General features: G+C 67.5%; 20 protein-coding genes. 2 read left to right on the top strand and 18 right to left on the bottom strand.

The annotated features are described in order from the left end of the window. Positions 1-159: 159 nt before the first annotated feature. The 12 genes from NX784_RS02945 to NX784_RS02890 form a co-directional block, all read right to left on the bottom strand. A complete protein-coding gene (locus tag NX784_RS02945) occupies positions 160-1,833 on the bottom strand; it encodes an AMP-binding protein (RefSeq protein ID WP_258815206.1) in 1,674 nt (557 codons plus the stop codon). Between the two features lie 83 nt (positions 1,834-1,916). Then, positions 1,917-3,605, bottom strand: coding sequence for a 4Fe-4S binding protein (locus NX784_RS02940; RefSeq protein WP_258815205.1), 1,689 nt, complete (start codon positions 3,603-3,605; stop codon positions 1,917-1,919). A gap of 38 nt (positions 3,606-3,643) precedes the next feature. Further along, complete coding sequence (locus tag NX784_RS02935) at positions 3,644-4,090, bottom strand: DUF3306 domain-containing protein (RefSeq protein ID WP_258815204.1); 447 nt, start codon at positions 4,088-4,090, stop codon at positions 3,644-3,646. 11 nt (positions 4,091-4,101) lie between these two features. Continuing rightward, positions 4,102-4,536, bottom strand: coding sequence for a DUF3305 domain-containing protein (locus tag NX784_RS02930; RefSeq protein ID WP_258815203.1), 435 nt, complete (start codon positions 4,534-4,536; stop codon positions 4,102-4,104). 2 nt (positions 4,537-4,538) lie between these two features. Then, positions 4,539-5,015, bottom strand: coding sequence for a hypothetical protein (locus tag NX784_RS02925; protein WP_258815202.1), 477 nt, complete (start codon positions 5,013-5,015; stop codon positions 4,539-4,541). Positions 5,016-5,035: 20 nt separating this feature from the next. Next, positions 5,036-5,470 (bottom strand): hypothetical protein, encoded by a 435-nt coding sequence (locus tag NX784_RS02920; protein WP_258815201.1) that lies wholly within the window; start codon positions 5,468-5,470, stop codon positions 5,036-5,038. A 10-nt stretch (positions 5,471-5,480) separates the two neighbouring features. Further along, positions 5,481-6,587, bottom strand: coding sequence for a formate dehydrogenase subunit gamma (locus NX784_RS02915; RefSeq protein WP_258815200.1), 1,107 nt, complete (start codon positions 6,585-6,587; stop codon positions 5,481-5,483). Between the two features lie 12 nt (positions 6,588-6,599). Continuing rightward, positions 6,600-6,812: a hypothetical protein gene (locus NX784_RS02910; RefSeq protein ID WP_258815199.1), complete on the bottom strand. Its 213-nt coding sequence runs from the start codon at positions 6,810-6,812 to the stop codon at positions 6,600-6,602. Further along, positions 6,809-7,489 carry a formate dehydrogenase FDH3 subunit beta gene (gene fdh3B, locus NX784_RS02905; RefSeq protein WP_258815198.1) on the bottom strand — a complete coding sequence of 227 codons (681 nt, stop codon included), beginning with the start codon at positions 7,487-7,489 and terminating at the stop codon, positions 6,809-6,811. The genes NX784_RS02910 and fdh3B overlap by 4 nt, the downstream gene beginning before the upstream one ends. Before the next feature lie 10 nt (positions 7,490-7,499). Then, entirely contained in the window at positions 7,500-10,319 is a 2,820-nt protein-coding gene (locus NX784_RS02900) for a formate dehydrogenase subunit alpha (RefSeq protein WP_258815197.1), read from the bottom strand. Between the two features lie 9 nt (positions 10,320-10,328). After that, positions 10,329-10,535 (bottom strand): formate dehydrogenase, encoded by a 207-nt coding sequence (locus tag NX784_RS02895; RefSeq protein ID WP_258815196.1) that lies wholly within the window; start codon positions 10,533-10,535, stop codon positions 10,329-10,331. Positions 10,536-10,543: 8 nt separating this feature from the next. Next, the gene (locus tag NX784_RS02890; protein ID WP_258815195.1) at positions 10,544-11,206 is read right to left on the bottom strand and encodes a TorD/DmsD family molecular chaperone; all 663 of its coding nucleotides are present in this window, start codon (positions 11,204-11,206) and stop codon (positions 10,544-10,546) included. Between the two features lie 251 nt (positions 11,207-11,457). Between NX784_RS02890 and fnr the strand changes: the two genes are divergently transcribed. Next, a complete protein-coding gene (gene fnr / locus NX784_RS02885; RefSeq protein ID WP_258815194.1) occupies positions 11,458-12,225 on the top strand; it encodes a fumarate/nitrate reduction transcriptional regulator Fnr in 768 nt (255 codons plus the stop codon). A 21-nt stretch (positions 12,226-12,246) separates the two neighbouring features. Here fnr and NX784_RS02880 read toward each other — a convergent pair whose 3' ends face one another. The 6 genes from NX784_RS02880 to ccoN are packed head-to-tail and all read right to left on the bottom strand — an operon-like array spanning position 12,247 to position 17,367. Then, a complete protein-coding gene (locus NX784_RS02880) occupies positions 12,247-12,759 on the bottom strand; it encodes a FixH family protein (protein WP_258815193.1) in 513 nt (170 codons plus the stop codon). 19 nt (positions 12,760-12,778) lie between these two features. After that, positions 12,779-14,161 carry a cytochrome c oxidase accessory protein CcoG gene (gene ccoG / locus NX784_RS02875; protein ID WP_258815192.1) on the bottom strand — a complete coding sequence of 461 codons (1,383 nt, stop codon included), beginning with the start codon at positions 14,159-14,161 and terminating at the stop codon, positions 12,779-12,781. Further along, a complete protein-coding gene (gene ccoP / locus NX784_RS02870; RefSeq protein ID WP_258815191.1) occupies positions 14,158-15,111 on the bottom strand; it encodes a cytochrome-c oxidase, cbb3-type subunit III in 954 nt (317 codons plus the stop codon). The genes ccoG and ccoP overlap by 4 nt, the downstream gene beginning before the upstream one ends. Continuing rightward, a complete protein-coding gene (locus tag NX784_RS02865; protein WP_258815190.1) occupies positions 15,104-15,274 on the bottom strand; it encodes a CcoQ/FixQ family Cbb3-type cytochrome c oxidase assembly chaperone in 171 nt (56 codons plus the stop codon). Before NX784_RS02865 ends, ccoP begins: the two co-directional genes overlap by 8 nt. 8 nt (positions 15,275-15,282) lie before the next feature. Further along, positions 15,283-15,897 carry a cytochrome-c oxidase, cbb3-type subunit II gene (gene ccoO, locus NX784_RS02860; protein ID WP_258815189.1) on the bottom strand — a complete coding sequence of 205 codons (615 nt, stop codon included), beginning with the start codon at positions 15,895-15,897 and terminating at the stop codon, positions 15,283-15,285. A gap of 21 nt (positions 15,898-15,918) precedes the next feature. Beyond that, positions 15,919-17,367 (bottom strand): cytochrome-c oxidase, cbb3-type subunit I, encoded by a 1,449-nt coding sequence (ccoN, locus tag NX784_RS02855; protein ID WP_258815188.1) that lies wholly within the window; start codon positions 17,365-17,367, stop codon positions 15,919-15,921. 236 nt (positions 17,368-17,603) lie between these two features. Between ccoN and NX784_RS02850 the strand changes: the two genes are divergently transcribed. Continuing rightward, a complete protein-coding gene (locus NX784_RS02850; RefSeq protein ID WP_258815187.1) occupies positions 17,604-18,002 on the top strand; it encodes a TraR/DksA family transcriptional regulator in 399 nt (132 codons plus the stop codon). Positions 18,003-18,034: the final 32 nt, after the last annotated feature.

Below are 18,034 nucleotides of genomic sequence, written 5' to 3'. Positions count from 1 at the left end.
TGCCGGCTGCTTTGCCCGCTGCTTGGCTTGCGGTCTGCTTCGATATGGACGGTCGGGCTGGCGTGGTCATGGGTCGGTGTCGGTTGGATGGCGAACGGCTATTATTGATCGGATCGGGGCGTGGCAGCCACACGCCACCGATCGCCCGTTGTGCCGCCGTCAACCGCCGAGTTCGTCCTCGCGGAACTCGAGGCCGGCACGGTCGCCCGCCAGCTCGGCCTTGCGCAGCTCGACGCGGCGGATCTTGCCGGAGATCGTCTTCGGCAGTTCCATGAACGCGATGCGGCGGATGCGCTGGTACGGTGCCAGCCGGTCGCGCGCGAACGCGAAGATCGCGGCGGCCAGCTCGCGCGTCGGTTCCACGCCCGGACGCAGCGCGATGAACGCCTTCGGCACGGCGAGACGCACGGGATCGGGGGTCGGGACAATCGCGGCTTCCAGGACGTCCGGATGCTCGATCAGCACGCTCTCCAGTTCGAACGGGCTGATGCGGTAGTCGGACGACTTGAACACGTCGTCGTTGCGGCCCACGTAAAAATAATAGCCGTCGTCATCGACGCGCGCCGTGTCGCCCGTGTGATAGTAGCCGGCGCGCATCACCTCGGTCGTCTTCGCCTCATCGTTTTCGTAGCACAGCATCAGGCCCAGCGGCGCCGGATCGAGCGCCAGCGCGATCTCCCCTTCCTGCGCGGGCGCATCGTCGACGTCGAGCAGCGCGACGCGGTAGCCCGGCAGCGGCCGGCCCATCGAGCCCGGCTTGATCGCCTGTCCGGGCGAATTGCCGACCTGGCACGTGGTCTCCGACTGGCCGAACCCGTCGCGGATACGGATGCCCCACGCGCGCTCGACCTGCTCGATGACTTCCGGATTCAGCGGCTCGCCCGCGCCCACGAGCTCGCGCAGCGGCGGCCGCCATTGCGCGAGGTCTTCCTTGATCATCAGCCGCCACACGGTCGGCGGCGCGCACAGCGACGTCACGCCGCAGCGCACGATCGTGTCCAGGCACGCGCGCGCGGAAAAGCGGTCGTAGTTGTAGACGAAGACGGTGGCCCCCGCGTTCCACGGCGCGAAGAAGCAGCTCCACGCGTGCTTCGCCCAGCCGGGCGAGCTGATATTCCAGTGCACGTCGCCCGCGCGCAGGCCGATCCAGTACATCGTCGACAGATGCCCCACCGGATAGCTCTGGTGGCTGTGCAGCACGAGCTTCGGTTTCGCCGTCGTACCCGACGTGAAGTACAGCAGCAGCGGATCGGTGGCGCGCGTGACGCCGTCCGGCTCGAAGCGGTCGTCGGCCAGCGCGCTGTCCGCATAGTCGCGCCAGCCGGGCGCGGCCCCGCCGACGGCGATGCGCGTGAAGTCGCCGGCCATGTCCGCGAACTTGTGCGCTTCAGACGCCTGCGCGATGACGTGGCGCACGCGGCCCCGCTGCAGGCGGTCCTGCAAGTCGTTGCCGGAGACGAGCATCGTAGTCGGCACGAGGACGGCGCCCAGCTTGATCCCCGCCAGCATGGCTTCCCACAGCTCGACGCGGTTCGGCAGCATCAGCAGCACGCGGTCGCCGCGCCGAACACCGGCGTCACGCAGCCAGTTCGCGACGCGGGCCGAGCGCGCCGCCATGTCGGCATAGCTGATCTTCTGTTCCGTGCCGTCTTCGTCGACGACCCACAGCGCGGGCGTCGCATTGCCTCTCGCCTGCGTGTCGAAGTAATCGAGCGCCCAGTTGAATTCGTCGAGCTGGGGCCAGACGTAGTCGCGGTACGCCGTCGCATAGTCGGTGCGGTGCTGCTGGAGGAAGTCGCGCGCGCGGATGAAGCGCTCGTACGGGGATGCCATCGTTCGTCTCCTTTATGTGCGGACGGGCGCCTCGTGAGCGCCCGTCCCCATTCTGCCACGGCCGGGCCGCACGCAGGATGCCGTCAGCGCCGGCGCAACTCGTGCGCCTGATGGATGGTCTCTTCGTCCGCCGGCGTCATCATGTCGATGACGCGGCAGTCGCCGCACATGCGCATGCGGTCGAGATGGCCCGCGAACGCGGGGTGGCCGGCCAGGCGCGCCAGCATGCTCTCGACCATGCGCAAGGTGCCGAACGGCTTGTCGCAACGGATGCAGTGGAATGGCTGCGTCTCGTTCAGCACGACGGGCTGCTTGCGCGTCTCCCGGAACGACAGGCGCGGCACCAGGCCGATCGCATCTTCCGGACAGGTGGCGGCGCACAACCCGCACTGCACGCAATTCTTTTCGATGAAGCGCAGCTGCGGCGCGTTCTGGCCGTCCTGCAGCGCGGACGCCGGACAGGCACCGACGCACGCCATGCACAGGCTGCATTTACCCGCGTCGACGGCCAGCGCGCCGAACGGGCTGCCGGCCGGCAGCGCGATCTCGTCGACCTGTTGCGGCGCCTCGCGCAGCAGGTGGTCCAGCGCGTAGTCGAGCGTATTGCGCTTGTCGGCCGCCGCGTTGAAGCCGGCGGGGCGCGCAGGCACGGCGCCGCGCGGTGCGTGCCGCAGGCCCAGCGCCAGCGCGTCCGCATCCGTCACGCGCAGCAGTTGCACGTGCGGGCCCGCATAGCCGAGCCCCGTCATGATCGCCTGCGCGATGGCCATCTGCTCGTCCAGCGCGGCGGCATACTGCGGCGCCTCAGCATCCGTCATCAGCACGGCGACGCCGGCCGCGCCCCATGCGAGCGCCGCGAGCCACAGGTCGATGCCCGTCGATGCCGTGTGGTGCACGCCCAGCGGCAGCACGCGACCCGGCACGGCGCCTTGGGCATCCAGCGCGTCGAGCAGCGCGGCGCCGTCCGCGCCGTGCACGAGCAGCACGGGGTCTTGCCCGCCCGCCTGCGCGTACGCGCCCAGCAGCGCCTTAATGCGCGTTCCGGTGTGCGGTGCGTCCGGATACGCGTACGCGAGCGCCCCCGTCGGGCACACGGTCGTGCACGCGCCGCAGCCGGCGCACAGGTACGGGTTCACGGCGACGAGGTCGCCCGCGCCCGCGATCGCGCCCGCCGAGCAGACCTCGACGCAGGCATTGCAGCCCGTCTTCCTGTTGCGGCCGTGCGCGCACAGGCGTTCCTTGTACGCGAAGTATGTCGGCTTCTCGAAGTCGCCGACCATGTTCGCCAGCGCGTCGACGGCCGCCTGTCGTGCGACGTGGTCCGGCCCCGGCGCGTGATAGCCGTGCGGGCGCTGGTGCGTGGCGATCTGCGGACTCGCGCCCAGATCGAGCACGAGGTCGAAGCGTGCCTGGTGCGGCGCCGTGCCGGGTGCCTGCCACGTGGCGTCGAACGCGCCGAGCCAGCCTGTCAGCACGAGCGCGCGCGCGGCGAACACGGGGAACAGGCGTGGCGTGTCCTCGTCGGCGTCGCCGTCCAGCAGCAGGACGGTGACGGGCACCATGGCCGCCAGGCGTTCGGCCCACGGCAGCGCGTCGGCGCGGGGGCCGATGACGAGCGTGCGTCCGGCCGAACGGTAGCCGACGGCGTCGCGCGGGTCCGGCGCCGGCAGCGCCCCCAGTGCGCCCAGCGCCGCGTCGCGGGCGGTGCGGTCGCGTTCGTCCTGCATGGGGTCGGGCGGGATGCCCAGCCCTTCGATCAAGCGGATATTCATCGTGTCTCGGGTTCAGGTTGTCGTTGCAGGTATCGTGGTCAGGCTGCTTCCGGCGGATCGTCCGGCGGTGGATCGGGCTGGTTCGCGACCGCGTCGACGGCGCGCCGCAGCACCTGCTTCGCATGCGCGAGCGACGCGAGCATCGCTTCGGACATGGGACTCGGGGTCGCGTAGTCGCCGATGTAGACGTCCAGTCCGTCCATCGTGTTGAAATGCGGGTCGGCGAACAGCGTCTTGAGCGCCGTGCGGCGCACGGCCGCGTCGACGCCGCGCGCGACGAAGGCGGAGAAATCGGAGTCGCGCGTCAGGCGGGCCACGTCGTCCATCGTCGGCAGCCGGACGGGGGCCGCAGCGGCCTGCGGAACCGCGGCATCGGCAAGCGCGGGCACGGCGGCCGGCGCCGGCTCTTCCGGCACAGGTGCGGTGCCCGTCTGGACCTCCGTCTTGCGGCGCGCCCAGCGGCGCAGGAAGCCTTCGTCTGCCACGCTGGCCTCCGTCATCCGTGCTGGCGGCCGCGGCGCGGCTTCGGCTGGTAGTGCGCGCGCAGATAACCGGCGAGCCACGCATAGATCTCGGCCGACATCGTCACGCCATCGGCGTTCTCGCCGGAGTCGAACATGCGCGTGCCCTCGACGTAGCTGACGGACGCGCGCACGGGCATCGCGCGGCCGTTCTCCATCCGCCACAGCACGAAGACCTTCGACTCCGGCGCCACGCAATTCTCGTAATAGCCTTCGTTCTCGTCCGGATAGAGCTCCAGTTCGAGGCCTGAGACGAGGTAGTAATCGCGTTCCGGCGACTGGCTCAGCATCTGCAGCGGCGGCAGGTCACCGCAGTTCGCCATGACGCCGACTGCTTCCCACGCTTCGTCGGCCCAGCGGTGCTGGACTGTGCGCCGCTGCATCAGCACGGCGATGGGTATGCTGGCCATCTTCATTGGTTGTGCACCTTCGGCGTGCCTTTCTGGACCGTGGGCGGCGTGCCCGCCGGCTCGGCCTTCGTGGGGCCGGCCTTCACGTCCGTGCTGGGCGGCGCCGTGCCCAGCTTCTCGCTCTTGATGGGCGCCGCGGCCCCCGCGGCCGTCAGCTTGCCGTCCGGCTGCCCGGCCGGCGCGGCGGCATGCGTCGGCGAGCTTGCTGCCGCGATGGCGACGGGCGCATGCGTCTTCCAGCCCTGCGCGCCTGCGCGGGCACGCCAGCGCGCGACGATGGCGTCCATCGACGCCCCCAGTTCCTGCTTGTCCTTCGCGGCCTGGGCGTCGGCCGCCGCCTTCTTCGCGGCGGCTGCCTGCTGCTGTGCGGGTGTCGGCGCCGGCAGCGCGGCGTGGGCCGTCGCGGCCGCGCAGGCCAGCGTCAGCACCGCCAACGCCACGCGGGCCACCTTGCTGCGCTCGTCGTTTGTCGCGTTCATCGTCCGTGTCTCCATCGTCGTCACCGTCCCGGCGCCGCCGGATGCGACGGATCGTGGTTGAAGGCGCCCGGCTGCGGCCCGATCTCCGCGGGCGTGGGCGCCGCCGGCTTGCCGTGGTCGCCCGGCTGCACCTGCGTCGTGCCTTGCGTGCCGGCGCCGCCGGGCGGCGTCACGCCCTGGCTGGGGCCCTGACCCGTCTCGCGCACGGCGCCACCGGTCGCGGCACCGCCCGTGTTGCCGCCGCTGCCGCCCGCGATGCCCGGCGTGCCGCCCGCATAGCCGGCATTCGTCTTCGGCCCGGCGTGCGCGGCCATCACCTGGCCGCTCGTGCCGCCGTCGGCCGTCACCATGCCGGGGAATTTCGTCTTGCGCTGGACGTTGTCGCCGTGCTGCTTGCAGCCTGCGGCGGCCAGCGCCACCAGCGTCATCGCCAGGATCGTCTTCGTCGCGTGCATCGTCACCCCCTCAGTGCGCAGGTCCGGGTCGCGCGCGCGGGCCGGGCGGCGGCGCGGGCGGCGGCTGGTCGGGCGGCAGGCGGTCGTCGAACGTGCCGGGCGCGACACCGGCCTTCACCTCGTCGTACCACAGGGCGTGGTGCGCCTTGGCCCACGATTCGTCGACGGTCCCGTGGCGCATCGCCTCGTACGCGCCGGGCGTGCCCCACGTGCCGATGTAGATGTGGCCCATCGCGGCCGCGATGTAGAACGTCGCGCCCGCGATGTGCAGGTAGTTCGCGATCTGCAGCACGTAGCGGGTCTGGCCGAACGTGACGAAATCCAGGATCAGGCCGGTGACCGACATCACGAGACCGAGCAACGTGACGCCGAGCCAGAACCAGGATTTTTCACCTGCATTGAAAAACCCGGCCGGCACGTGCCGGTGCGAGACGAGTCCCCCGCCCTGCTTGATCCACTGCCAGTCGATGCGGCGGAACACGTTCCGGTGCAGGAACGTAAAGAACATCAGCACCGAGCACACGATGAACAGCGGGCCCGCGAAGTTGTGCAGGTATTTGAAGACGTAGGCGATGGCCGCGAATACGTCGTGGCCGACGAGCGGCAGCAGGAGCTTCTTGCCGAACATGATGACGAGGCCCGTCACGGCGAGAACGATGAACGTGATCGCCGTCGCCCAGTGCACGCCGCGTTCCCAGTCGGTGAAGCGGCGGATGCGCCGCCCCGTGTCCGGCTCTTCCACCCGCGCGGGGCCGACGGCGCGGTAAAAGAAGAAGATCGCCACCAGCACGACGACGAGGATCGCGCCCATCGTGGTGGCGATCGGCCCGTTGCGCCACACGCGCCACTGGTTGCCGCCGCGCTGGACGATGACCGTCCCCTCCGATTTGCCGTACTGGCCGAGGTAGTGGCGGTCGATGTGCACGCGGCCGGACGCCTTCGCATCGAGTCCCGGCTCCGGCGTGTGCGAGTCGTGTTCCGCCTGCAGGATCGTCTGTTCCTCCGCGTACGCGGGTTCGGCGCGGTTGTTCGGGACGGCGGCGTACGCGATACCGGCCAGCCACAGCGACAGAAGCAGTCCGAGAAACATCCGCAACGATCGGAGAGTGAATGACATGGTCGGCTCCTGCTACGGGTTGGCCCGGTTGTATTCGTTCTGTTTCATGTTGCGGTTGCTGATCGCGCCCCACCACGACAGCTTGTCGTTGTGGAAGTGGCGAAAGAACGGCCGGTCGTCCTTCTTCCCGGCGTACATGCCATGCACCCAGTTCGGATGCTGGTCCACTTCGAGGCAGCCCGCCAGCAGGGTCAGTGGCAGGCAGAGGATGAGGATGCGCTTCATGTCGGCAGCCTCCCCTCGTCGTTCTGCGAGTCCTTCAGGTTCTGGTTCTCGCGCGGGCCGTCGCCCTTGGCCTTGATGTCGCCACCGCGCTTCGGCCGGCCGTACGCGATCTTCCAGCCCCACAGTTCCGGACCATAGCCGCGCGTCTCCACGCGCTGGCGGTAGATGTCGGCGACGACGGTGGCGTCGCCGGCGATCAGCGCCTTCGTGCCGCACATCTCCGCGCACGCGGGCAGCTTGCCTTCGGCGATGCGGTTGCGGCCGTACTTCTTGAATTCCGCCTCGGACGTGTCGGGTTCGGGGCCGCCCGAACAGAACGTGCATTTGTCCATCTTGCCGCGGTGATTGAACAGGCCCGTGGCCGGGAATTGCGGCGCGCCGAACGGGCACGCGTAATAGCAGTAGCCGCAGCCGATGCACTGGTCCTTGTCGTGCAGGACGATACCGTCTTCCGTGTGGTAGATGCAGTTGACGGGGCAGACGGCGAGGCAAGGCGCGTCGCTGCAGTGCATGCACGCGACGGAGATCGAGCGCTCGCCCGGCACGCCGTCGTTGATCGTGACGACGCGGCGGCGGTTCACGCCCCACGGGGTCTCGTTCTCGTTCTTGCAGGCGGTCACGCAGCCGTTGCAGTCGATGCAGCGCTCCGTGTCGCAGATGAACTTCATCCTTGTCATCTCATTCTCCTCACGCGCGCACCAGCCGGCATAGAGACACCTTCGTTTCCTGCATCATCGTCACGGCGTCGTAACCGTACGTCCATCCCGTATTGACGGCCTCGCCGCGCACCGTGGGCGCGCCGCCTTCCGGATAATGCTTTTCCAGGTCCTCGCCCATCCACCAGCCGCCGAAGTGGAACGGCATCCACACGAGGCCCACCGGCACGCGCGGCGTCACCATCGCCATCAGCTTCAGGCGCGCCCCCGTCGGCGTCTCGACCCACATGAATTCGCCCAGCTTCACGCCGATCTGTGCGGCGTCTTCCGGGTTCACTTCGCAGAACATGTTCTGCTGGAGCTCGGCCAGCCACGGGTTCGACCGCGTCTCGTCGCCGCCGCCTTCGAATTCGACGAGGCGGCCCGACGTCATGATCAGCGGGTAGTCCTTCGAGAAGTCGACGTCCTGCACGGACTTGTACAACGTGGGCAGGCGCCAGAACGCGGCCTTGTCATCGTACGTCGGGTATTTCGCGACGAGGTCGCGCCGCGGCGTGACGAGCGGTTCGCGGTGCGTCGGCACGGGGTCGGGGAAGTTCCACACATTGCAGCGGGCGCGCGCATTGCCGTACGGCGCGCACCCGTGGGCGATGACGACGCGGATGATCCCGCCCGACAGGTCCGTCTTCCAGTTCTTGCCCTCGGCCTGTACCTGCTCTTCCGGCGTCAGCTCGGCCCACCAGCCCAGCTTTTTCAGGAACACGTGGTCGAATTCCGGGTAGCCCGTGTCGATCTCGGAATCCTTCGTGAACGACCCGTCCGCGGCGAGCAGCGGCTCGCCGTTGTGTTCCACGCCCCAGTTGGCGCGGAACGGCAGGCCGCCTTCCGCGACGCTCTTGTGCAGGTCGTACAGGATCGGCGTGCCCGGATGCTTCATCTCCGGCGTGCCCCAGCACGGCCACGGCAAGCCGTAGTAATCGCCCTTGCACGGGCCGGATTCCGCGCGCATCGTCGTCGGGTTGAAGTCGCGCTTGTGCTCCATGTGCAGTTTTAACCGCTCGGGCGAACATCCGGTGTAGCCGATGGTCCAGCACGAGCGGTTGATCTCGCGGAGGATGTCCTCGATGACGGGTTCGTTGTTGACGACCTTGATGTTCTTGACGAGCTGCTCGCCGAAGCCGAGCTTCCTCGCGAACAGGTACATGATCTCGTGGTCCGTCTTGCACTCGAACAGCGGCTGGATCACGCGCTCGCGCCATTGGATCGACCGGTTCGACGCCGTCACGGAGCCCTGCGTCTCGAACTGCGACGCGGCGGGCAGCAGGTAGACGCCATCGCTCCTGCCGTGCATGGCGGCCGTCATGCTGGGGTAAGGGTCGATGACGACCATGAAGTCCAGCTTCTGCATGGCGGCCTTCATGTCCGGCAAACGCGTCTGGCTGTTCGGCGCATGGCCCCAATAAAACACGGCGCGCAGGTTGGTCGGCTGGTCGACGTACTGGTTGTCCTCGAGGACCGCGTCGAACCAGCGCGACACGGTGATGCCCGGCTTTTCCATCAACTCTTTCGAGCCGAAACGCGACTTGATCCAATCATAGTCGACGCCCCACACGGTGGCGAAATGCTTCCACGCGCCTTCCGCGATGCCGTAGTAGCCGGGCAGCGAATCGCCGTTGGGGCCCACGTCCGTCGCGCCCTGCACGTTGTCATGGCCGCGATAGATGTTGGCGCCGCCGCCCTGCACGCCGATATTGCCCAGCGCCAGCTGCAGGATCGACAGCGCGCGCACGTTCGCCGTACCGACGTGGTGCTGCGTGATGCCCATGCACCAGACGACGGACGACGGCTTGTTCGTCGCCAGCATCTCGGCCGCCATGCGCACCGAGGCTTCCGGCACGCCCGTCACGTCGGTGACCTTATCGGGCGTCCACTTCGCCACTTCCTTGCGCACGTCGTCCATGCCGAACGTGCGCGCCGCGATGTAGTCCTTGTCTTCCCAGCCGTTGTTGAAGATGTGCCACAGCATGCCCCACACGAACGCGATGTCGGTGCCGGGGCGGATGCGCACATAGTGGTGGGCGAAGCGCGCCGTGCGGGTGAACCTCGGGTCGACGACGATCATCTTCGCGCCCAGCTCCTTCGCGTGCAGGAAGTGCAGCATCGAGATCGGGTGCGCCTCCGCCGGGTTCGAGCCGATGAACAGCACGGCCTTGCTGTAATGGAGATCGTTGAACGAGTTCGTCATCGCGCCATACCCGTAGGTCTGGGCGACGCCGGCCACCGTCGTCGAGTGGCAGATGCGGGCCTGGTGGTCGCAATTGTTCGAGCCCCACAGCGACACCCATTTGCGCAGCAGATACGACTGTTCGTTGTTGTGCTTCGAGCTGCCGATGACCATCAGCGCGTCCGGTCCGGACTGCGCCCGCAGCTTCAACAGGCGGTCGCCGATCTCGTTGATGGCCTGGTCCCACGTGACGCGCTCGTACTTGCCGTTCACGAGCTTCATCGGATAGCGCAGCCGGTGCTCGCCGAAGCCGTGCTCGCGCACGGACGCGCCCTTCGCGCAGTGGGCACCCATATTGATCGGCGAATCGAACGCCGCTTCCTGGCGGATCCACACGCCGTTGCTGACGATGGCTTCCACCGAACAACCGACGGAGCAGTGGCTGCACACGGTATGCTTGACCTCCACGTGCGGCTGCGCCGGCACGGGGTCGGCCGCCGTCACGGGCTGGATCACGTTCAGCGGCAGGTGGCGCGCGAGGGCGCCGGCACCCGCCGTCACGCCCGCGCCGACGAGGAACCGGCGCCGTTTGAGTCCACTGTCGCGTGATGTCTTCACCAGGGTCATCGTGTTCTCCTACCAGTAAGCGGCAGTGCGGTAGTAGCGCCGGATGTGCTCCGTCTCGTGGTAGCCCTGCGTCTTCTGCCCTCCGGCGGGCGTCGCCGGTGCCGGCGGCGCCTCGGGCGCTCGCGCACGTGCGGCCGCGGCGATGGCCAACGCGCCCAGCGGCGCAGCCTTCAGCAGGCTGCGGCGGGCGGGATCGGGTTGCTTGTCGTCGTTCATGGTGGTCCTCATGCGGCGATAGGGTCGGTCGTGTCCAGCACGGCGAAGGCCTGCGCTTCGATCGACAGGAACGCATCGACGACGCCAGCGACGACCCGGTAGAAATTGGCGTCGGCAGCATGCGCGACGTCTGCAAGGCAGGCCGCGTACCACGGCCGGATATGCGCCTCGAACAAGGCCTTCTGCGCGGCGAGACCGCGCGGGCGCATGCCCGGGCCGCCCTGGATCAGCACGCGCATCGTCTCGCACAGCGCACCCAGGTGGTCTTCGAACTCACCGACACCAGGCGCGCGCGCGAGGCCCAGATGGGCCAGATCCTGGCGCAGCGCGGCCAGCGGCGCATCGTTCAAATGGCCTGTCAGGTAGAACGAGCCGTAGGGATTCAACAGCGGCGTGCCCGTGCTGATGAACAGCGCGGAAAATTCGTCGGCGACGAGCGCCGCGTCGACGACGGACGCGGCCTGCGTCAGCTTCAGCCACGCATCCTCGAGGGCGAATTCGCCGGCCGCCGCGACGGGGTCGGCGGCGGCCAACGCGCCGAGCAGCGCGGCGTCCGGCGGGGCCAGCAGCAGGTGCGCGAACAGACCGTAGAAATCGGCGCGGGCCTGGTCTTCGTCGGCCAGCGGCGCAGACGTGGCGATGCCGGTGCCCGCGCCTGCGTCGTCATGCACTATGGATGGACCAGTACGCTGCTCGCCCGACATATATCTCCCGTTGGCAAATCTGCACGGGAAGTGTAATCCTTGACAACGTGGAGGCGCGCACGCTTGACGCCGGCATGGCAGAGCGACCCGGACCGATGCGGCGTAATCGGTACAGGGACGCGACACTTTGTGTGCGGAATCCGCGCCGATGCTGCGATTTCCCTACTGGCAGCAGGGTAACGGGACTATAATCCAAGCACTACCGCGAGGTCCTTGTCATGATTAATACTGATACCACAACCGCCGATAAAACGATCAGCATCCACGCGTTGAAGGCGAGTTGCTCGGCCTGCAGCATGCACCAGCTGTGCCTGCCGATGGGCCTCGAAGATGCGGACATCGATCGCCTGGACAAGATCATCGGCAAGCGCCGCCGCCTGGAGCGCGACGAGCCGCTGTACAAGATGGGCGAGCCGTTCCGCAATCTGTATGCCGTCCGTTTCGGCCATTTCAAGACGTACCAGATCAACGCGGCCGGCGAGGCGCAGATCACCGGTTTCCAGATGGCCGGCGAGTTGCTCGGCATGGACGCCATCAGCGGCGACCGCCACCACTGCGACGCCGTCGCGCTGGAAGACAGCGAGGTATGCGAGATCCCGTTCGCGCACCTGGAAGATCTGTTCGGCCACGTGCCCGCGCTGCTGCGCCACTTCCACCGCATCATGAGCCGCGAGATCACGCGCGAGCAGAACGTCATGCTCCTCTTGGGGAATATGCGCGCGGAGCAGCGTTTCGCCGTGTTCCTCGTGAACCTCTCCGCCCGCTACGCGGCGCGCGGCTATTCGCCCACGCGCTTCCAGCTGCGCATGTCGCGCGAGGACATCGGCAACTACCTGGGCCTCACGATCGAAAGCATCAGCCGCCTGCTGTCGCGCTTCAAGAAGCTGGGCCTCGTGCACGTCGACAAGCGCGAAGTCGAGCTGCTGGAACCGGCGCGCCTGAAGGCGATGGCGGCGGGCACGGAGCAGTGCAGCCCGATGGCGTGACGCGCCACCGCGCCTGTCTTTTCAGGGCGCGTCCGCCACGATCGTGAGCGGCGCCGCGCCATCCCACCCTTTCGCCAGGCGCCAGTCGCGCAGCGATCCTTCCACGACCACCTGCCAGTGCGTCCGCTCCAGCGCGGGCAGCGCCACGGCGAAGGTGCCGTCGGCCGCCGGGCGCACGAACACGCGCAGGTCGCGCTGCGGCAGCGTGGGATGCGCGAGATAGATCGTGAACGGTGCCACCGGCCCCGCAGCTTTCCCCGCCAGCCGGCCGGAAAGGCGACCGGAGCGCGGGTCGTAGTCGGCGTGCAGCGACAGCCCCAGTGCCGTAGCCGCGCGGTCGCGCCGCAGGTCCTGGTTGATGGCCTTGCCCTGCTTGTAGTAGTCGTCGACGACGAGGGCGTCCGGATGCCCGACGGCGAGCCACGTGACGTAGGCGCCGCCGACGAGCACGGTGGCGGGGCCCAGCATCAGGAACCACGGCCAGCGGTGGGTGTACCAGGGCCTGGCCCCGTCGGTTGTTGTCGTCGCGTGCATGTCTTGTCCTTATGGTGGTTCAGCGCGGCACGATGAAGACGGCCTTTTCCGTCACGTGCAGCGCGGGGTCGTCCTCGGCCGTCACGCTGAACGTCAGCGCGTTCGATCCGGTGTGGGCGGCGTGATGGTCCACGCGTACGCGCACGGGCACGGCGCGCGCGGACGCGCCGGCCAGCTCGACGACGTCTTCGTCGACGACGGCCGCCGTCGGGATGCCGGCAACCCGAACGCGGAACAGGTGGTCGCGTTCGCCCGTGTTCATCAGCTGCAGCCGGTACACGTTCTCGATGCGGCCGCCGTCCACTTCGCGGCCCATGGAACCGCGGTCGCGGATCACGTCCAGCTTCAGCGGTGTACGCAGCGCCAGCGCCGTGCTCATGCCCGTCGCCATCAGCAGCAGCACGAGGCCGTAGCCGATCGTGCGCGGACGCAGCACGCGCGCGCGGATCTGGCTCGCGCTCCAGTGTCCGGCCAGCGCATTCTCTGTCGCGTAGCGGATCAGGCCCTGCGGCTTGTCCACCTTGTCCATCACGCTGTCGCACGCGTCGACGCAGGCGGCGCAGCCGATGCATTCATATTGCAGGCCGTTGCGGATGTCGATGCCGGTCGGGCACACCTGCACGCACAGCGAGCAGTCGATGCAGTCGCCGCGCGAAGCATCGCGGGCCGCGCCGCGCGGTTCGCCACGCGCCCCGTCGTAGCTGACGATCAGCGTGTCGTGGTCGAACATCGCGCTCTGGAAGCGGGCGTACGGGCACATGTACTTGCACACCTGCTCGCGCATCCAGCCCGCGTTGCCGTACGTGGCGAAGCTGTAGAACAGCACCCAGAACGTCTCCCACGGGCCGAGCCCGAGGTGCGCCACCGCGTCGCCCAGCGCGCGGACCGGCGTGAAATAGCCGACGAACGTGAAGCCCGTCCACAGCGCCACAAGCCCCCACGCGAGGTGCTTCGCGGTGCGCCGCGCGACCTTCTGCACCGTCCACGGCTGGCGGTCGAGGCGGATGCGCGCGCTGCGGTCGCCTTCGATGCGGCGCTCGATCCACAGGAAGATTTCCGTGTACACCGTCTGCGGGCACGCATAGCCGCACCACACGCGCCCCGCCACCGCCGTCACGAGGAACAGCGCGTAGGCGCAGATGATCAACAGGCCCGCGAGATAGATGAAATCCTGCGGCCACAGCACCAGTCCGAACAGGTGGAACTTGCGTGCGCCGAGGTCGAACAGCACGGCCTGGCGGCCGTGCATCGAGAGCCACGGCAGCCCGTAGAACAGGGCCTGCGTGAGCCAGACGCAGGTCCACCGCAACGTGGCGAACCGTCCCTTCACCTCGCGCGGGTGGATCGCTTCGCGCTTGGCGTACATCTTGATGACGGCTTCCTTCGGCGCCAACGCATTCATTTTGCCGCTACTCCATGCTGCACCCCAGGTTGCACACCCTGCATGTTCGACAGGCTCCACACATAGGCCGCCAGCACGTGGACCTTGCCCTCGCCGAGGAATTCGCCCCACGCCGGCATCGTGTTGTTGCGGCCCTTGCGGATGGTTTCCATCACGGTCTCCGGGCTGCCGCCGTACAGCCACACCTTGTCCGTCAGGTTCGGCGAGCCGATCATCTGGTTGCCGTGCGCGTCGGCGCCGTGGCAGGCGGCGCACGCGGCGAACTTCGACTTGCCGTAGGCGACCTTGATCGGGTCGGCCGGCGCGCCGGACAAGCTGAGGACATAGTGAGCGACGTTCTCGACGTCCGTGTCCGAGCCGAGCGCCGCGCCCATCGGCGGCATCACGCCATTGCGGCCCTTCATGATCGTTTCCTTGATCACGGACGGCTCGCCGCCGTACAGCCAATCGGTGTCCGTCAGGTTCGGGTAGCCCTTGTTGCCCCGCGCATCGGAGCCGTGGCATTGCGCGCAATACGTCAGGAACAGGCGCTCGCCCATGGCATGGGCCTGCGGATCGGCCGCGACGTCCTTCAGGTCACGCTTCAGGTATTGTGCGAACAGGGGACCGTAGTCCGCATCGGCCTTCGCCAGCTCCTGCTTGTAGGCGCCCGTCGATTGCCAGCCGAGCCGGCCGGCATAGCTGCCGAGGCCCGGATACAGGATCAGATAGCCCGCGGCGAACACGATGGTCAGATAGAACATGACCATCCACCAGCGCGGCATCGGCGTGTTCAGCTCCGTCAGGTCCTCGTCCCACACGTGACCCGTCGTCTTTTCCGGCTGGCCCTTGTCGTCCAGGCGCACCTTGTGGCGCGACTGCGACCACAGCAGGATCGCGCAGCCGGCGATGCCCAGCACCGTGATCAGGGTGACGTACCAGTTCCAGAAACCGCTCGTGAAGTCAGACATAATCGTCCTCCACGTCGTCATCCGCGAACGGCAGCGCGGCGGTGGCGGCGAAGTCCCGCTCGTCGCGCAGCAGATATGTCCACGCGAGGATGCCTAGGAAGGTGGTGAAGCTCACGATCGTCATCACGCGGCTCGCGTCGTCGAAAATGTGTTCGATGGCCATGTCAGTTCCTAATTCCGATTCTTGATTTGCGTACCGAGACCCTGCAGGTAGGCGACCAGCGCATCCTGCTCCGTCTTGTCGGCCAGCTGGGCCGGGGCATCCTTGATGTCCTGCTCCGTGTAGGGGACGTTCAGGCGCTGCATCGCGCGCATCTTCGGCACGATGGATTGCGGGTCCAGCTTCGTCTGCGCGAGCCACGGATAGCCCGGCATGTTCGATTCCGGCACGACGTCGCGCGGGTTGTCGAGGTGCGTGCGGTGCCATTCGTCCGAATAGCGGCCGCCCACGCGCGCGAGGTCCGGGCCCGTGCGCTTCGAGCCCCACTGGAACGGGTGGTCGTAGACGAATTCGCCGGCGACCGAGTAGTGGCCGTAGCGCTCCGTCTCCGCGCGGAAGGGGCGGATCATCTGCGAGTGACAGTTGTAGCAGCCTTCGCGGATGTAGACGTCGCGGCCGGCCAGGCGCAGCGGCGAATACGGCTTCAGGCCGGCGACGGGCTCCGTGGTCGAATGCTGGAAGAACAGCGGCACGATCTCGACGAGGCCGCCGAACGACACGACGACGAGGATCAGGCCGATCAGCAGCCAGGGGTTCTTCTCGATCCACTCATGGGTGAATTTCATGGTTTCTCCTGCGGGTTCCGGTTAGGCGTGTTCCGGGGCGGCGTGCGCGGCGGCGTGGTGCGGCGCCGGGATGCGCACCACCGACGTCCGCGTGCCGCGCAGCGTGAGCCACGTGTTGTACGCCATCAGGCACATGCCGCTCAGGTACATCAGGCCGCCGCCGAAGCGGATCACGTAGTAGGGATAGGTCGCCTTGACGCCTTCGACGAAGGTGTATGTCAGGGTGCCGTCCGGGTTCACGGCGCGCCACATCAGGCCTTGCATGACGCCGGCGATCCACATCGCGGCGATGTACAGCACGATGCCGATGGTGCCCAGCCAGAAGTGCGTCTCGACGAGGGCCATGCTGGCCATCTGCTTCTTGCCCGCGAGGCGCGGGATCAGGTAGTACAGGGAGCCCATCGTGATGAAGCCGACCCAGCCCAGCGCGCCGCCGTGCACGTGGGCGATGCCCCAGTCCGTGTAGTGCGACAGCGAGTTGATCGTTTTAATCGACATCATCGGGCCCTCGAACGTGGCCATGCCGTAGAACGACAGCGAAACGATCATGAACTTCAGCAGCGGGTCGGAGCGCAGCTTGTGCCAGGCGCCGGACAGGGTCATGATCCCGTTGATCATGCCGCCCCACGACGGTGCCAGCAGGATCAGCGAGAACACCATGCCGATCGACTGCGTCCAGTCCGGGAGCGCCGTGTAGTGCAGGTGGTGCGGGCCGGCCCACATGTACGTGAAGATCAGCGCCCAGAAGTGCACGATGGACAGGCGGTACGAATACACGGGACGCTCGGCCTGTTTCGGGATGAAGTAGTACACCATGCCGAGGTAGCCCGCCGTGAGGATGAAGCCGACGGCGTTGTGGCCGTACCACCACTGGATCATCGCGTCCTGCACGCCGGCATACATCGAGTACGACTTCATGAAGCTGACCGGCATCGACATGCCGTTGACGATATGGAGGATCGCCACCGCGAGGATGTAGCCGCCGAAGAACCAGTTCGCGACGTAGATGTGCGCTACGGCCCGCTTGACGATCGTGCCGAAGAACACGATCGCGTACACGACCCACACGACGGCGATGAGGATGGCGATCGGCCATTCCAGCTCGGCGTATTCCTTGCCGCGCGTGAAGCCCAGCGGCAGGCTGATCGCGGCCGAGACGAGCACGGCCTGCCAGCCCCAGAAGGTGAATGCCGCGAGCTTGTCCGAGAACAGCCGGACCTGGCACGTGCGCTGCACGACGTAATAGGACGTGGCGAACAGGCCGCAGATGCCGAACGCGAAGATCACCGCGTTCGTGTGCAGCGGCCGCAGCCGTCCGTACGTGAGCCATGGGATGTCGAAGTTCAATGCCGGCCAGGCGAGCTGCGCGGCAATCCACACGCCCGCCAGCATGCCCACCACGCCCCAGAAGACGGTGGCGATGGCAAACTGGCGCACGATCTTGTCGTTATAGTTTAGACTGCTGTCCAAGATGCACTCCCTGCGATAAGAAGAAAAGATGACACCGTCAGGGTAGGTTTCCTGGGGGTTCGAAATCCTTGATGTGAATCAAAAAGTCCAGATTGGGTCGAAGGAAGAAGCGCGCTGCTTCCGTGTTGCTGAAAGCAGACTGGCGTTACGAAGGGACGAGATGACCTGAGTCAAACATGAGGCTCGATGGTCCCGCCACACCGACCGCAAACTGACCGACACAAAGGACGACGACCATGCCGCCAATCTCACCGCAACTCCACGAAGAACTCGGCAAGCGCCTGCACAAGAGCCGCGACGACGTGCTCGCCACGGTGCGCGCGCGCACGGCCGGCGATACGGACGACCGCCCCGCGATCGCGCCGAACGCCCACATGGGTCAGAACGACGACGCGCCGGCCGGCGAAATGCTCAGCCATAACGAGGAACACCTGGCCGAGCACGAGACGAATCTGCTGCACGAGATCGATGCCGCGATCGGCCGGCTGGATTCAGGGGCGATCGGCATCTGCGAGTCGTGCGGACGCGAGATTCCGGAAGCGCGGCTGCTTGCCACGCCCACGGTGCGGACGTGCATCGCGTGCCAGGAGCGGATCGAGCACGATCAGCGCACGGGGCGCGGGCCCAGCATGTAGGGTGGACGGCTCGGCCGTCCACGCGGTGATCG

It is taken from the genome of Massilia pinisoli (assembly GCF_024753285.1).
In the GTDB taxonomy this organism is placed as follows: Bacteria; Pseudomonadota; Gammaproteobacteria; order Burkholderiales; family Burkholderiaceae_D; genus Telluria; species Telluria pinisoli.
This window is presented reverse-complemented; position numbering and strand designations above follow the sequence as displayed.

What these genes read in the sequence shown, in the direction of transcription:
- fdh3B (WP_258815198.1), bottom strand. Translation starts at nt 7,489, where the DNA reads ATGACAAGGATGAAGTTCATCTGCGACACGGAGCGCTGCATCGACTGC.
- NX784_RS02915 (WP_258815200.1), bottom strand. Translation starts at nt 6,587, where the DNA reads ATGTCATTCACTCTCCGATCGTTGCGGATGTTTCTCGGACTGCTTCTG.
- NX784_RS02925 (WP_258815202.1), bottom strand. Translation starts at nt 5,015, where the DNA reads ATGAACGCGACAAACGACGAGCGCAGCAAGGTGGCCCGCGTGGCGTTG.
- NX784_RS02930 (WP_258815203.1), bottom strand. Translation starts at nt 4,536, where the DNA reads ATGGCCAGCATACCCATCGCCGTGCTGATGCAGCGGCGCACAGTCCAG.
- ccoO (WP_258815189.1), bottom strand. Translation starts at nt 15,897, where the DNA reads ATGAAATTCACCCATGAGTGGATCGAGAAGAACCCCTGGCTGCTGATC.
- NX784_RS02900 (WP_258815197.1), bottom strand. Translation starts at nt 10,319, where the DNA reads ATGACCCTGGTGAAGACATCACGCGACAGTGGACTCAAACGGCGCCGG.
- fnr (WP_258815194.1), top strand. Translation starts at nt 11,458, where the DNA reads ATGATTAATACTGATACCACAACCGCCGATAAAACGATCAGCATCCAC.
- NX784_RS02850 (WP_258815187.1), top strand. Translation starts at nt 17,604, where the DNA reads ATGCCGCCAATCTCACCGCAACTCCACGAAGAACTCGGCAAGCGCCTG.
- NX784_RS02945 (WP_258815206.1), bottom strand. Translation starts at nt 1,833, where the DNA reads ATGGCATCCCCGTACGAGCGCTTCATCCGCGCGCGCGACTTCCTCCAG.
- NX784_RS02920 (WP_258815201.1), bottom strand. Translation starts at nt 5,470, where the DNA reads ATGCACGCGACGAAGACGATCCTGGCGATGACGCTGGTGGCGCTGGCC.
- NX784_RS02880 (WP_258815193.1), bottom strand. Translation starts at nt 12,759, where the DNA reads ATGCACGCGACGACAACAACCGACGGGGCCAGGCCCTGGTACACCCAC.
- ccoG (WP_258815192.1), bottom strand. Translation starts at nt 14,161, where the DNA reads ATGAATGCGTTGGCGCCGAAGGAAGCCGTCATCAAGATGTACGCCAAG.
- ccoP (WP_258815191.1), bottom strand. Translation starts at nt 15,111, where the DNA reads ATGTCTGACTTCACGAGCGGTTTCTGGAACTGGTACGTCACCCTGATC.
- NX784_RS02910 (WP_258815199.1), bottom strand. Translation starts at nt 6,812, where the DNA reads ATGAAGCGCATCCTCATCCTCTGCCTGCCACTGACCCTGCTGGCGGGC.
- NX784_RS02865 (WP_258815190.1), bottom strand. Translation starts at nt 15,274, where the DNA reads ATGGCCATCGAACACATTTTCGACGACGCGAGCCGCGTGATGACGATC.
- NX784_RS02940 (WP_258815205.1), bottom strand. Translation starts at nt 3,605, where the DNA reads ATGAATATCCGCTTGATCGAAGGGCTGGGCATCCCGCCCGACCCCATG.
- NX784_RS02895 (WP_258815196.1), bottom strand. Translation starts at nt 10,535, where the DNA reads ATGAACGACGACAAGCAACCCGATCCCGCCCGCCGCAGCCTGCTGAAG.